Here is a 13,217-nt window from a genome sequence, read left to right on the forward strand (position 1 = left end):
AGGTCCGGCCGGCGCGGTCGGCCTCGCGAGCGACCGTGAACAGCGGCCGGACGCCGCCACCGAGGTCGATGACGTCGTTGCCGGTGGCGGACCGTCGGTGGCACCGCCGAGCGACCGCGCCGTCCCGCGCAGTGCGATCGGCACCGCCTCCCCCGAACTGGCGGTATGAGCGGACTTCAGTACCGCGATCGGTGGCAGGCGCAGCTCGACGGGTCGACCCGGGTGGACATCGTCCGGCCGTCCAGCCAGAACTGTCCACCGTGGACCTCCCGTTGCGGCTGCCATCCGCCAGCACGAAGGAACCGGCCGGCCCATCACCCGGCAGCGGAGCGAGCACGGTCAGCATCGGGAACATCGATGCCGCACACCGGCGGGGTGGTCCGCAGCGCCACGACCAGTCCCAGGACGCGACGCCTTTTCGGCCTGCACCGTGGGAGACGTCGATCTCCGAGGCGTCCGGTGCGGTTCCCTGCCCCGGTTACGCCAGCGAAGGCATCAACTTCACCGCGTTGCCCCCGAGGACGCCGTTCAGGACGTCCTCGGGCCACCCCAGCCCGGCCAGCGTCCGCACGTTCTTGGCCACCGACGGCACCCCGGGCCAGTCCGTCCCGAAAATGAACTTCCCCGCCAGCCGGGCCAGGTCGAACCGCTGGTAGTACTCCGGCAGCTTCTTCGGCGGCAACCCCGCCAAATCCAGCCACACATTCTCGCGCGCCAAAGCCAAGAACGCCGCGACGTCGTACCACCACCCGCGGCCACCGTGGGCGAAGACGAACTGCAGCGAAGGGAAGTCCTCGACCACATCGGACATCAGCTCGGGATTGCCGAAACTCGTCCGGGAACCCGGGAAGCTCGACGTTCCCGAGTGGAGGATCACCGGCACGCCGCGCTCGGAACACAGCTGGTAGACCGGGTACAGCTCCTTGTCCGCCGGGGAAAACGCGCCGTGCACCGGGTGGATCTTCAGCGCCACCGCACCCAGGTCCAGCTGCCGCTCGACCTCCGTCACCGCCGGGTGGTGCAGGTACGGATTGACGTTCGCCACCAGCCGGAACCGAGACGGGTTGTGCGAAACCAGCGGCAGGTTGTCCTCGATCGGCTGAATCCCGGTCGCCCGCGGGCTGTACTCGCAGAACAGCAGCACCCGGTCGACGCCCTCGGACTCCATCAGCTCGTCCATCGCCGACGGGATCACCTCCCCCGAAGCGGAGTACACCGAACGCCACGGGTACGAACCCGCGAAGTCGTGCGCCCACTGCGTCCAGGCGGGTTTGAGCGTCGGCAGGCGTGGCGTGTGGACGTGCGCGTCGACCACGAAGTAGCCGTCGATCACGTGCTGGGCACCACCCGCAGGACGTCCCGGACCTGCTCGCGGATCACGTTCCGGCGGATCTTGCCCGTCGCCGTCTTCGGCAGTTCCGCCAGTTCGACCACTCCTCGCGGGCGCTTGAACGCCGCGAGACCTTCGCGGCAGAACTCGATCAGCTCGTCCGGGTCCACCGTAACCCCGGCCGCGGCCACCACGCACGCCACGGGCTTGTCGAGGCCGTCGGCGTCCGGCGCGGCGACCACCGCGACCTCCGCCACCGCCGGGTGCTGCCGCAGCCGTTCCTCCACTTCGGACGGTGACACCCAGATCCCGCCCGCCTTCAGCATGTCCCCGAACCGGCCCAGGCAGGAATACGTGCCGTCCTCGTTGCGGACGTAACTGTCGCCGGTCCGCAGCCACTCGCCCTGGAAGACGAGCTTCGTCGCGTCGTACCGGGCCCAGTAGCCGGTCGCCGTCGACGGCCCGGCCACGAACAGCTCGCCCGGCTGCCCGGCGGCGTCGATCACCGCGCCCGCCTCGTCGCGGATCTGCACGGAGTACCCCGGCACCGCGACGCCGGTGGTGCCCGGCCGCACCGCGCCGGGCTGGTTCGACAGGAAGATGTGCAACGCCTCGGTGGACCCGATGCCGTCGAGGATCTCCAAGCCGAAGCGGGCGCGGAACCGCTCGAACAACGACGCCGGCAGCGGCTCCCCGGCCGAAACCGCGTGCCGCACCGAAGAAAACGAGTCGTCCGGGACGTCGCTCGCGAGCAGCGCCGCGTAGAACGTCGGGACGGCGAAGAACAGCGAAGGCTCCTCTTCCCGAGCCCGTCTGGCGAACAGCGCCGGCGTCGGACGGGACGGCTCGAGCAGCGTCGTCCCGCCGGCACCGAGCGGGAAGAAACACGAATTCCCCAGCCCGTAGGCGAAGAACAGCTTCGGGACCGACAGGAACCGGTCCGCCGGAGTCGTCGCCAGCACGGTGCGCGCGTACGTCTCGCACACCGCGCGGATGCTCGCGTGCCGGTGCATCGCGCCCTTCGGCTGTCCCGTCGTCCCGGACGTGTACAGCCACAACGCGGGCGAGTCCTCCCACGTCCGTCCGCTTCGGAACGTTCCGCTCAACGACGACCACTCGTGCGTCCGAACCCCGAAGCCGGCCGCGTCCGCCCGGTCGAGCAGGACGTCGGTGACCTCGGGCGCGAACCCGAGCGCGGTCACCGCCTGCTCGGCGAACTCGCCGGACACGCACAGCAGGCGTGCCCGCGAGTCGGCCAGCATCTTGCCCAGTTCGAGCCCGGTGACCATGGTCGACACGGGCACGGCGACCGCGCCGGCCAGCATCGCGCCGAGGATGCCGGTGAGCAGCTCGACGTCGTCGACCATGCAGAACATGACGCGCTCTTCGGGCCGCACGCCGAGCTCCACGAGCCCGCCCGCGACCCGGCGCGACTCCGCCGCCAGCTCGGCGTAGGTGAGCGTGCGGCGCGGCGACGCGACCGCGGTCGCGTCCGGGTGCCCGGCGGTGAGCAGGTACTCCGCGGCGTTGAACCCTGTGGGCACCGGACCTCCTACGTGAGGTGGACGTACTCGTAGTCGAACGGCTTCCCGTTGATGCCCTGCCGCGGCGGCGCCACCCAGCTCGCGATCTTCCCCCGCTCGTACACCGGGTGCATCAGCGAGCGGACGAACGTCAGGTCCTCGGTGGTGGGCAGCCACTTGCCCTTGCCGGCCTGCCAGGTCGCCTCGTCGACGATGGTGCCGTCGGGAGTGACGTGGTGGCCGGAGTTTATGCCGACTTCCCGGTTGAAGCCAGGGTGCGGCAAGCGGAACGTGAAGTCGATCCCGGCGTCGGCGAGGATCTTGTTCCAGCGCTTCACGCCGGTCTGGCAGTCGGCCACGTACTCGCTGCGCAGGTCGAGGTTCAGCAGCAGGATCGCCTGCATCTCCTCCGCCGCCCAGGTGCCGTCGCCGGCCGGTTTCTCCAGCGTGCGGGCGTCGTCGGTGAGCTTGTGGTCGTCCTTGCGGCGGGTCTCCTGCCAGCGGCCCTTGAGGCCGGCGGTGTAGTAGTTCGCCGCGTTCGTCGACGTCTCGCTGCCGAACAGGTCGAGCGAGACGGTGTAGTGGAAGTTGATGTACTTCTGGATGAGGGTCAGCGGGATGCCGCCGTGCGGGCCGATGTCCAGCGTGTCGTGCTCGCGGATCAGCTCGGCGCTGCGGGTCACCACGCGGTCGACGCCGGTGGTGCCGACCATCATGTGGTGCGCCTCCTCCTTCAGCATGAACTCGCAGGTGCGCGAGAGCGGGTCGAAGGAGCTCTCCTTGAGCGTGCCGAGCTGGTACTTCCCGTCGCGGTCGGTGAAGTAGGTGAACATGTAGAAGGCCAGCCAGTCGGCGGTCTCCTCGTTGAACGCGCCGAGGATGCGCGGGGCGTCGGGGCTGCCGGAGTTGCGCAGCAGGAGCCCTTCGGCCTCGTCACGGCCTTCGCGGCCGAAGTACGCGTGCAGCAGGTACACCATCGCCCACAGGTGCCTGCCCTCTTCGACGTTGACCTGGAACAGGTTCCGCAGGTCGTAGAGGCTCGGCGCGGTGAGCCCGAGGAGCTTCTGCTGCTCGACCGACGCCGGTTCGGTGTCGCCCTGGATGACGATCAGCCGCTGCAGGTCGGCGCGGTACTCGCCGGGCACCTGCTGCCACACCTCCTCGCCCTTGTGCTCGCCGAAGGCGATCCGCCGGTCCGGGTCGCGCTCGGCGAGGAAGATGCCCCACCGGTAGTCCGGGACGTTGACGTGGTCGAAGTGCGCCCACCCCTCCCGGCCGACGCTCACGGCGGTGCGCAGGTAGACGCCCTGGGTCTCCAGCGTCGGGCCCATCTCGCCCCACCAGTGCATGAACTTCGGCTGCCAGCCCTCCAGGGCACGCTGCAGCCGCCGGTCTTCGGAGAGGTTGACGTTGTTGGGGATCTTGGCGTCGTAGTCGATCTTCTCGGGCATCTGCGCTAGACCCGCTTCCTGTCGAAGACGGCCTTCTGACCCGTACCGTAGCGGCGCAGCGCGCCTTCCGGCCCGGATGCGTTCGGCCGGGTGAAAATCCAGTTCTGCCAAGCCGCCAGCCGGCCGAAGATCTTGGTCTCGATGGTCTCCGGACCGACGAACCGGTGGTTGGCCTCCATGCCGGTCAACGCGTCCGGGGACAGCGACGCCCGGCCCTCCAGCGCGATCCGGATCTCGTCTTCCCAGTCGAGGTCGTCCGGGGCGTCGGTGACCAGGCCGAGCTCGACGGCTTCCGCCGCGCTCAGCTCGTGGTCCTTTTCGCGCGCGAGCCAGGCGAGGTGGTCGTCGTCGCCGTAGAAGCGCGTCTGGAGGCGGGTGAGGCCGTTGCCCATCGGGAACGGGCCGAAGTTGGCTTCGCTGAGCCTGATCGTGGCGCGATCGAGGCTGTGCTCATTGTCGATCGGCGGGCAGTCGAGGAGGTACTGGCGGTCGGCGGCGAGCGCGAGTTCGAGCAGCGAGCCGGCGAAGCAGCTGCCGGGCTCGATCAGCGCGATCAGCGTGCGGCTGGTGACGTCGAGGCGCTTGAGCGTGCGCTTGAAGTACTGCGTGATCTCGTTGCCCAGCCAGTCCTTCGCACCGAACACGGCCCGCTCGTGCGCGAGCACCTTCTCCGGGTCGCCCTGGGTCTTCAGGATCCACGTGCCGGCCTCGACCTCGTTGGTGCGCAACCGGAGGATCGCGTCGTCCAGCTCGCGGGTCATGGCGAGGAACCAGCCGTTCGCGCCTTCCTCGTGCAGGTCGCCGGGGTCGTTCTCGGGTCCCTTGACGGTGATGGTGACCTGGTCCTTGGTCACCTCGGTGTCGACATAGCGATGTTCGAGCGGGGTCAGCTCGATGCCGCCCTCACCGGTCCGGTCGGACTCACTCGCGATCTCCCGGGCCCGCTTCGCCACGGCCTCGCGGAATCCCTGGCGTGGCACCAGTTCGTCGACCAGCCGCCAGTCGACCGCCGTCTTGCCCTTGACGCCGTCGGACCGCGTCGCGAAGACGTCGGCGAGGTCCTTGCGCACGCGCCGCTTGTCGACGACCCGGGTCAGGCCACCGGTACCGGGCAGCACGCCGAGCAGCGGCACCTCGGGCAGCGCGACGGTCGAGGAGTTGTCGTCGATCAGCAGGATCTTTTCGCAGGCCAGCGCGATCTCGTAGCCACCGCCGGCGCAGGTGCCGTTCACCGCGGCGACGTAGGTCTGGCCGGAGTGCGCGGTCGCGTCCTCCATGCCGTTGCGCGTCTCGTTGGTGAACTTGCAGAAGTTCACCTTCCAGTGGTGCTCGGACGCGGCGAGCATCCGGATGTTCGCGCCGGCACAGAAGACCTTGTCCTTCGCGCTGGTCACCACCACCACGCGGACCTCGGGGTGCTCGAACCGCAGCCGCTGGGTCGCGTCGTACAGCTCGATGTCGACGCCGAGGTCGTAGGAGTTGAGCTTGAGCTCGTAACCCTCGACGAGCCCGCCCTGCTCGTCGACGTCCATCTCCAGCCACGCCACCTCCCCGTCGAGCTGGAGGCGCCAGTGGCGGTACTCGTCCGGACGGCGGTCGAAGGTCACCGGTGTGGTGGTGGTCACTCATCCGAGTGTCTACATAGTTCCGACGAACGTCAATGTTGTGTAGAAACTTGATCTCGCGAGGTCACCCGGTTGAGCGTCGCCCAGGCCCACGTCAGGAAGGCCCACAACGCGAGCCCCGCTGCGGCATCCGTGAAGATCGTGGCGAAGAAGAACCCGGGGATCTGCGGCACGCCGGTCAGGAAGTGGCCGAGCGTGATCATCCCGGCCAGCGAATAGACCAAGAGGAACGCCAGCGCCCGTGGGTACTGCCCTTGCCGGTACGCGCAGTAGCCGAGCCAGCCGAACGTCGTGAACAGCACCCAGCCGAAGGCGACGACGATCCCCGCGACCATCGCCGGGACGCCCGGCAGCTGCGGGTAGTCCGCGACGCGGATGGTGTTGTGCGCGTAGTGGATTGTCGTGCTGACCAGCGAAAAGCCGAGGATCACGCGGAGCGGCGTCAGACCCTTCTCCTGCAGAACGTCCATCTCGGGCCCCCTGTAGCCGATTTGATAGATCGCTCTAGCGACGGTACCGCGCGGCGGCCGCGCCGGGCAAGACGCGGCCGCCGCTCTCGGTCAGACCAGGTCGATGCGGTGCTGGGTCACCGGGTAGCCCGCCTTGGCGAACGCCTTGGCCATCGGGACGTTGCCGACGTCGGTGCCCGCGACGATCTTCTCCGCGCCGTACCCGATCAGGTCGTGCGTGGCCTCGACCAGCAGGTCGTAGGCGTAGCCGTGGCCACGCTGCTCCGGCACGACGGCGACGTAGCCGACCACCGGGTCGTAGGCGTTGCGGCTCGGCAACGTGAGCCCGACGAGCTCACCCCCGGGCGTGTACGCGAGGCGCCACCAGCCCCGCGGCGCCGGCATCCACAGCATGATGTCGAGGTCCTCGCGCGCGGCCGCGTCGAGGCCGTGCTCCTCGACCGTCTTCCGCACGTGCGCGTCGAGGCTGCCGACGTGCACCCGCTTGAAGACGTCCAGGATCACGTCGTCGTCCGGTTCGGGCCGGAAGACGAGCCTGCCGGTTCGCTCCGGCAGGCCGTTCTCCGGCGTCCAGCAGAACCGGTAGCGCTCGACGAGCTTGCGGTAGCCCGCCTTCTCGGCCGCCTCGACGCGGATGGTGACCTCGTGCGCGACGTCCGGGTCGTCCTGCCAGCCGGGCGGCGTGGTCAGGGAGTACTCCGCGCGCAACGGCACCCGCTTCAGCAGCTCGACACCCGCGTCGAAGTCCGTGAAGTCGAACCAGTCGAGCGCGATCGGCTCCTCGTCCTTGGGCGTGCCCCACCACGCGGCCCGCGCCACGACGACGTCATCGCGCAGCGCGACCCAGACCCAGCCGGGCCGGTACTCGCCCTTGGCCGCCATCTCGGTGAAGTCGTTGCCGAACAGCTTGCGGCCGACGAGACCGCGGTCGGGCAGGGAGGTGAACAGGGTTTCTTCGCCCGCTTCGAGCGGGCGCACGACCAGATCGGTCATGGAAGTCCTTCCGGGAGTACGCGCTCCCGGTCAGAAACCCGGCACCCTCGAGGCGAGGTGGGAGCGCGTGATCGGTTGCGTGATCATCGGACCCACCTCCCTTTCGCTCGTTCCGGGGTGCGCGGCTGAAATTAGGGGCTCCCGAGCCACCCGTCAACGGATTTTCTGGAGGACGATTCGCGTGCTCAGCCGGGGCTGCGCGTAGGAGTGCGAAGCCTCCAGGACGTATTCGCCGGCGATGTGCTGCCAGCCGTCGCGCCAGACTTCGGCGGACCTCGGCGTGACGACGATGTCGGTCTCGACGGCTTCGCCGGGTCCCGCTTCGACGCTCGCGAAGCCGACGAGCCAGCGGGGCGGCCGGTCGCCGCGCTCGGTCGGGGCCAGGTAGAGCTGGACGACTTCGCGGCCCTTTCGCGTTCCCGAGTTGCGGACCCGGACCCGGACGCGCGCGCCGCCTTCGTCGTCCGGGTAGCCGTCGAGCTCTTCGTACACCCAGGTCGTGTAGCCCAGGCCGTGGCCGAACCAGTACGCGGGTTGCGTCTCCGTGCGCGCCCAGGCGCTGTAGCCGACGTACACGCCTTCGCCGTACTCGAGGACGCCTTCTTCCGGGGTCACGTCGGTGACCGGCGCGTCTTCGAGCCGCGCCGGCCAGGTCGTCGGCAACCGGCCGCCGGGCTCTTCGAGACCGAAGAGGACGTCGGCGAGCGCGTCGCCGCCGGCCTGGCCGGGGAACCAGGTGAGCAGCACCGCGGCGACGTCGGCGCGCCACGGCAGTTCGACCGGCGAGCCGGCGTTGACGACGACCACGGTGTTCGGGTTGACCGCCGCGACCCGGGTGACGAGTTCGTCCTGCCTTCCCGGCAGGGCCAGGGAAGTCCGGTCGAAGCCTTCGCTCTCGACCTCGGCGGTGGTGCCGACCACGACGACCGCGACGTCCGACTTCCCCGCCAGGGCAACGGCTTCGTCGAGTGCGGCGTCCGGGTCGAGGACCGGGCCGCGGTGGCCGAGCGCGAAGGTGACCCAGGCGAAGGTGCCGCGGGCGAACTCCGCCATCTCCGACGGGATCCAGTACGTCAGGCTGACGTCGACGAGTTCGCCCGCCGTCAGCTCGACCTCGCGGCGCTGCTCGATCACCTGCATGATCGACGTGAAGACGTCGCCGCCTTCGGGCAGGTTGACGCCGTCGAAGAGGGTCTGGCCGGCGACGGTGAGGCGGAGGTCGCCGGGGCCGGTGACGGCGAAGGTGTGCGTGCCGGTGCGCTCCGGCAGGTAGGTGCCTTCGATCTCGACCGACGCGAGCGTGGCCAGGTCGAGTCCCTTCGGGAGCTCGCCGATCCAGGTTATTTTGGCTTCCCTGAGCGGAAATTCAGCCAATCGGGTGCCGTCGGCCGCCTTCGCGGTCGCGCGGAGCCGGAAATTGTCGGTGGCCGGCGGTAGCGTCGTTCGCGGATCGGCACCGATGGCGAACGCCAGGTCGGTGCCTGGCGGAACGGCCTTCCGGAGGCCGTCGAGAGGGGAGACGATGTGATCGGGGAACACCGTGGCGCTGCCGCCGCCGAGGATCTTGGGGTCCTCCGCCAGCGCGCCGATCAGGGCGATGCTCTGCGGTTGCTTGAGGGGGAGAACGCCGGTTTCGTTGCTGAGCAACACGAACGACCGGTGCGCGACCTCGCGCGCGATCGCTTCGCCGTCCATAGTGGACTGATTGGTGACGGCGCTGCCGCCGAGCGCGCCGGTCCGGTGGGCCAGCAGGAGCACGCGGCGCACCATTTCGTCGACGACGTCTTCGTCGACTTCGCCGCCGCGCACGGCTTCCGCGAGCTGTTCCCCGAAAACCGTGCGGGGGCCGGGCATCGCGACGTCGAGGCCGCCGTTGGCGGAGGCGACGGTGTCGCGTCCGGCCAGCCAGTCGGAGACGACGAAGCCGTCGAAGCCCCATTCGTCGCGCAGCACGCCGTTGAGCAGTTCGGCGTGCTGGGTCATCGTGGTGCCGTTGACGCTGTTGTAGGCGGCCATGATCCCCCACGGCTTCGCCCGCCGGACGATGAGTTCGAACGGCGCGAGGTAGAGCTCGCGCAGGGCGCGCTCGCCGACGTGGACGTCGGCGGTGAAGCGTTCGGTCTCGAAGTCGTTGGCGACGAAGTGCTTGACCGTGACGGCGACCCCGCCGTCCTGCACGCCGGTGACGTAGCCGGCGCCGATCATCCCGGTGAGGAGGGGATCTTCCGAGTAGCACTCGAAGTGGCGGCCGCCCAGGGGCGAGCGCTGGAGGTTGACCGTGGGGGCGAGGAGGACGTGCACCCCCTTGCGGCGGGCCTCCTGCGCGAGCAGCCGGCCGGCGCGCACGGCCAGGCGCGGGTCCCAGCTCGCGGCGAGGGCCGTCGGGCTGGGGAGCGTCACCGAGGGGTCGTCCGGGCTCCACCGCACCCCGCGGACGCCGACCGGGCCGTCCGAGAGCACCAAGGACTCCAGGCCGATCCGCGGGAGCGCGGGCAGGCTCCAGACGTCCTGGCCGGCGAGCAGGCTCGCCTTGGTGTCCAGGTCGAGCTCGGCCAGCAGCGCGTCGACGTCGAAGCTCATGGAGACCTACTCTACCTGGCATCGAGTAGTGAACGTTACGCTTCCGTGACAGCCTGTCCCGTAGGCTCGGGATCATGACCCGGGCCAGGGGCGCCGACCGCCGAGCGAGCATCGTCCGCGCGGCGTTCGAAGTGATCGCCGAACGCGGCTATCGCGGCACTTCGCTGGCGGCGGTGGCCGACCGCGTCGGGCTGACCCAGCAGGGCCTGATGCACTACTTCCCCACGAAGGAGGACCTGCTGACGGCGGTGCTGGAGACCCGCGACGAGTGGGACCTGCTGCACTTCGGGCACGCCCCGCAGGGCGACGAGTCGGCGATGACGGTCAACCAGCTGGCCGAGCTGGTCGACTACAACGCGACCCGGCCGGGGATCGTCCAGACGTACACGGTCCTGTCGGCGGACAGCGTCACGGAGGACCACCCGGCACGCGAGTACTTCCACGACCGCTACGAGCGGGTGCGGGCGGGCATGACCCAGATGCTCGAACGCCACCGCGACGAGCTTCCCCCGGGAGCGACGCCGGAACAGCTGGCGCCGATCGCCATCGCGGTCCTGGACGGCTTGCAGCTGCAGTGGCTCCTGGACCCGGAGCAGGTCGACATGCCGGCCGGGTTCCGCACATTCCTGACGCTGCTGGGCATCAAGCCGGACTGACGAGGTTCGCGCCCGGCCGTGGCCCTCAGCCCATGCCCACGCTCTGCCGCTCCACCGCGATCAGGGCAACGACCCGCTCCTGCTCCCGCGGGTAGGGCCCGCCGAGGTACTTCGTCGCGATCCGGTCGACGATCGCCCACCCGGCGTCCCCGTCGACCCACTTCTCCACCCGGCCGCGGATGACGACCGGCTCGAACGGGTTGTCCGCCGGGGTCAGGGAGAGCGCCACCCGCGGGTCGCGCTTCAGGTTGCGGGCCTTGCGCGAGTCCGGGCCCGTCATGATCGCGATGTACTCGCCCTCGGGGTCGACCCAGAGCGGGATCGAGTGCGGGGCACCGTCGGGCAGGACCGTGGCCAGGTGCGCCACCACGTTCGTCGAGAGGATGCGGCGGACGTCGTCGTTGATCATGACTGTTCCCTTCAGGCGATCGAGTAGTGGAGGTGGGTGACACCGGGTGCGGGAACGGCTTCGACCAGCCGCAACCGTACGTGCGCAGGCAGCTCCTGGAAGAACGACCGTCCGCCGCCGAGCAGCACGGGCACCTGGTGGAGGACGAACTCGTCGACGAGCCCCGCCGCCAGCGCCGCGGTCAGGACACCGCCGCCCATCAGGCCGACGTCCTTCCCCCCGGCCGCCTCACGCGCAGCTTCGATGGCCTCTTCGACGTCGCCGAACAGCGCCTGCCGCGAGGTCAGCTCCGGTGCCGGCCGATGGCTGACGAGGAAGAGCGGGGCGTTCGGGTGCGGGCTGCCGCCGCCGAAGTGGTCCGAGTCCTCGTAGGTGTTGCGGCCGGCCACGATCGCGCCGACGCGGCCGGCGAGGCTGTCGAAAACACGGGCGCTCGGCTCGCTGAGGTTGAAGAAGTCGAACACCCGGCTCTGCGTGTCGCCGTCGGTGTACCAGTCGAAGAGCGTGCCGCCGTCGCCGAGGCCGTGCCCGGGGCCGGCGCCGCGGCCGGTGATGTACCCGTCCACCGACACCGCGTGGGCGCTGAAGACCTTGCTCATCGCTGCGATCCTTTCGGAGTTCCTTGAGGAGACTCCAGAACCGTAGCAGCTCAAGTTCCTTAAGGGAACCCTGAGTGCTAAAGTGACCTCATGCAGCGGACGAACTTCAGCGAACTGGCCGCGTGCTCGATCGCGCGCACGCTCGACGTCATCGGTGAGCCCTGGTCGCCGCTGATCCTGCGGGACGTCTGGGTCGGGATCAGCCGGTTCGAGCAGATCCAGGCCGACCTCGGCATCTCGCGCAAGGTCCTCACCGAGCGCCTGAACCACCTCGCCGACCAGGGCATCGTCGAGCGGCGGCCGTACGACCGGCGGCCGCGCTACGAATACGTCCTCACCGAAAAGGGCACCGAGCTCGTCGACATGCTCATGGTCATGACCCGCTGGGGCGACAAGTGGCTCGCGGGCGAGGCCGGCCCGCCGGTCCTCTACCAGCACCACGCGTGCGGCGAGATCACCACCGTCGACCTGCGCTGCACCCACTGCGGCGAGCCGATGCACGCGCGCGACATCGATCCGCTCCCCGGCCCCGGCTCGGCGAACTGACCGTCAGAGCAGCCTGGGCTGGGCCGCGGTCTCCCGCAGCCGCCGCAAGGTGCGCAACGTCGTCTCCAGATCCTCTTGGGACACCGATTGCGCCACGTCCTCCGCCCACTCGACCTGCGCCGTCCCCAGCTCGCGCAGCGCCTCCTTCGCCCGCCGCGTCACCGACAACAGCGGCGCCCGCGCGTCGGCCGGGTTCGGCAGGCGGTCGAGCATTCCGTTGCGCAGCAAGCGGTTCACCGTCTCCTGCACGCTCTGCCGGCGCAGCCCGCGGCGACGTGCGACCTCCGCCGCGGTCGCCGGGCCGTCCTCGAGGAAGCCGAGGACCTGCCACTGCGCCGCCGTCAGCCCGACCGGCTCCGTCAGCGCGTCTCCGGCGGCCAGGAAGCCGCCGTTGCACGCGAAGACCGCGTCGATCACCCGGGTGAAAGTCTCCGCTCGAAGGGACCGCATGCGTGCTAGTCTCGCACATCGACAGGTACCTGTCGAAATGGAGACGACCATGGACATGCCCAACCTCGGGCCCGCGCACGACGCCCTCAAGGCCTTCATCGGCGACTGGACCGGCACCGAAGAGCTCGCCGCCTCACCGTGGGCGCCGGCCTCGACCGCGCGCGCCGACTGCGAATACCGCTTGGCGCTCAACGGTTTCGCGCTGGTCCAGGAGTACCGCCAGCGCCGCGAAGACGGCACGGAGTTCCTGGGGCACAACATTTTCACCGTCGACCCGCAGACCAGCGAAACGCTCTGGTACGGCTTCGACAGCTACGGCTTCCCACCCGAGTCACCCGCCCGCGGCGGGTGGGACGGCGCCACGCTCGTCCTGGACAAGAAGACCGCCCGCGGGGTGGCCCGGCACCGCCTCACCCCGGACGGCGACAGCCTGACCCACGAAATCGACCTCAAGATGGGCGAAGACCGCGAATTCAGCCCATTTCTGCGCGCACGGTACACCCGCGAAAACGGGTAGGAGGAAACAGGCGACGCCCCTCCCCCCTGGCACGAGGACGTCACCTGTTTCCGGTCTCTGCCACCACA

At 69.7% G+C, this 13,217-nt stretch carries 13 protein-coding genes; 3 read left to right on the plus strand and 10 right to left on the minus strand.

Features of this window, described 5'->3' with window-relative positions; translation table 11 throughout:
- Nucleotides 1–478 precede the first annotated feature (478 nt).
- The 7 genes from QSK39_RS07875 to QSK39_RS07905 form a co-directional block, all read right to left on the minus strand.
- Nucleotides 479–1,333, minus strand: coding sequence for an amidohydrolase family protein (locus QSK39_RS07875; protein WP_285476958.1), 855 nt, complete (start codon nt 1,331–1,333; stop codon nt 479–481).
- Nucleotides 1,330–2,874, minus strand: coding sequence for a benzoate-CoA ligase family protein (locus tag QSK39_RS07880; RefSeq protein ID WP_285476959.1), 1,545 nt, complete (start codon nt 2,872–2,874; stop codon nt 1,330–1,332). The genes QSK39_RS07875 and QSK39_RS07880 overlap by 4 nt, the downstream gene beginning before the upstream one ends.
- 8 nt (nt 2,875–2,882) lie before the next feature.
- Complete coding sequence (boxB, locus tag QSK39_RS07885; protein WP_285476960.1) at nt 2,883–4,304, minus strand: benzoyl-CoA 2,3-epoxidase subunit BoxB; 1,422 nt, start codon at nt 4,302–4,304, stop codon at nt 2,883–2,885.
- A 5-nt stretch (nt 4,305–4,309) separates the two neighbouring features.
- Nucleotides 4,310–5,929 (minus strand): 2,3-epoxybenzoyl-CoA dihydrolase, encoded by a 1,620-nt coding sequence (gene boxC / locus QSK39_RS07890; RefSeq protein ID WP_285476961.1) that lies wholly within the window; start codon nt 5,927–5,929, stop codon nt 4,310–4,312.
- Nucleotides 5,930–5,961: 32 nt separating this feature from the next.
- Nucleotides 5,962–6,399, minus strand: coding sequence for a hypothetical protein (locus tag QSK39_RS07895; protein WP_285476962.1), 438 nt, complete (start codon nt 6,397–6,399; stop codon nt 5,962–5,964).
- Between the two features lie 90 nt (nt 6,400–6,489).
- Nucleotides 6,490–7,392, minus strand: a complete 903-nt coding sequence (locus QSK39_RS07900) for a GNAT family N-acetyltransferase (RefSeq protein ID WP_285476963.1) — start codon at nt 7,390–7,392, stop codon at nt 6,490–6,492.
- Between the two features lie 153 nt (nt 7,393–7,545).
- A complete protein-coding gene (locus QSK39_RS07905; RefSeq protein ID WP_285476964.1) occupies nt 7,546–9,972 on the minus strand; it encodes a beta-glucosidase H in 2,427 nt (808 codons plus the stop codon).
- Between the two features lie 74 nt (nt 9,973–10,046).
- Between QSK39_RS07905 and QSK39_RS07910 the strand changes: the two genes are divergently transcribed.
- On the plus strand, nt 10,047–10,628 hold the full coding sequence (locus tag QSK39_RS07910; RefSeq protein ID WP_285476965.1) for a TetR/AcrR family transcriptional regulator: 582 nt from the start codon (nt 10,047–10,049) through the stop codon (nt 10,626–10,628).
- A gap of 25 nt (nt 10,629–10,653) precedes the next feature.
- Here QSK39_RS07910 and QSK39_RS07915 read toward each other — a convergent pair whose 3' ends face one another.
- Together QSK39_RS07915 and QSK39_RS07920 are read right to left on the minus strand one after the other, a co-directional pair.
- Complete coding sequence (locus tag QSK39_RS07915; RefSeq protein WP_285476966.1) at nt 10,654–11,037, minus strand: PPOX class F420-dependent oxidoreductase; 384 nt, start codon at nt 11,035–11,037, stop codon at nt 10,654–10,656.
- A gap of 11 nt (nt 11,038–11,048) precedes the next feature.
- Nucleotides 11,049–11,636 (minus strand): dihydrofolate reductase family protein, encoded by a 588-nt coding sequence (locus QSK39_RS07920; protein WP_285476967.1) that lies wholly within the window; start codon nt 11,634–11,636, stop codon nt 11,049–11,051.
- Between the two features lie 90 nt (nt 11,637–11,726).
- Here QSK39_RS07920 and QSK39_RS07925 point away from each other — a divergent pair, with 90 nt between their 5' ends.
- Entirely contained in the window at nt 11,727–12,182 is a 456-nt protein-coding gene (locus tag QSK39_RS07925; RefSeq protein WP_285476968.1) for a winged helix-turn-helix transcriptional regulator, read from the plus strand.
- Between the two features lie 3 nt (nt 12,183–12,185).
- On the opposite strand, the gene QSK39_RS07930 is transcribed toward QSK39_RS07925, so the two are convergent.
- A complete protein-coding gene (locus QSK39_RS07930) occupies nt 12,186–12,632 on the minus strand; it encodes a MarR family winged helix-turn-helix transcriptional regulator (RefSeq protein WP_285476969.1) in 447 nt (148 codons plus the stop codon).
- A 49-nt stretch (nt 12,633–12,681) separates the two neighbouring features.
- Between QSK39_RS07930 and QSK39_RS07935 the strand changes: the two genes are divergently transcribed.
- Nucleotides 12,682–13,149: a DUF1579 family protein gene (locus QSK39_RS07935; protein ID WP_285476970.1), complete on the plus strand. Its 468-nt coding sequence runs from the start codon at nt 12,682–12,684 to the stop codon at nt 13,147–13,149.
- Nucleotides 13,150–13,217: the final 68 nt, after the last annotated feature.

The organism is Amycolatopsis sp. NBRC 101858, assembly GCF_030269325.1.
GTDB classification, from domain to species: domain Bacteria; phylum Actinomycetota; class Actinomycetes; order Mycobacteriales; family Pseudonocardiaceae; genus Amycolatopsis; species Amycolatopsis ponsaeliensis.

Coding starts and splice junctions, on each gene's coding strand:
- QSK39_RS07935 (WP_285476970.1), top strand. CDS start 12,682: ATGGACATGCCCAACCTCGGGCCCGCGCACGACGCCCTCAAGGCCTTC.
- QSK39_RS07910 (WP_285476965.1), top strand. CDS start 10,047: ATGACCCGGGCCAGGGGCGCCGACCGCCGAGCGAGCATCGTCCGCGCG.
- QSK39_RS07930 (WP_285476969.1), bottom strand. CDS start 12,632: ATGCGGTCCCTTCGAGCGGAGACTTTCACCCGGGTGATCGACGCGGTC.
- QSK39_RS07925 (WP_285476968.1), top strand. CDS start 11,727: ATGCAGCGGACGAACTTCAGCGAACTGGCCGCGTGCTCGATCGCGCGC.
- QSK39_RS07920 (WP_285476967.1), bottom strand. CDS start 11,636: ATGAGCAAGGTCTTCAGCGCCCACGCGGTGTCGGTGGACGGGTACATC.
- QSK39_RS07900 (WP_285476963.1), bottom strand. CDS start 7,392: ATGACCGATCTGGTCGTGCGCCCGCTCGAAGCGGGCGAAGAAACCCTG.
- QSK39_RS07915 (WP_285476966.1), bottom strand. CDS start 11,037: ATGATCAACGACGACGTCCGCCGCATCCTCTCGACGAACGTGGTGGCG.
- boxB (WP_285476960.1), bottom strand. CDS start 4,304: ATGCCCGAGAAGATCGACTACGACGCCAAGATCCCCAACAACGTCAAC.
- QSK39_RS07895 (WP_285476962.1), bottom strand. CDS start 6,399: ATGGACGTTCTGCAGGAGAAGGGTCTGACGCCGCTCCGCGTGATCCTC.
- QSK39_RS07905 (WP_285476964.1), bottom strand. CDS start 9,972: ATGAGCTTCGACGTCGACGCGCTGCTGGCCGAGCTCGACCTGGACACC.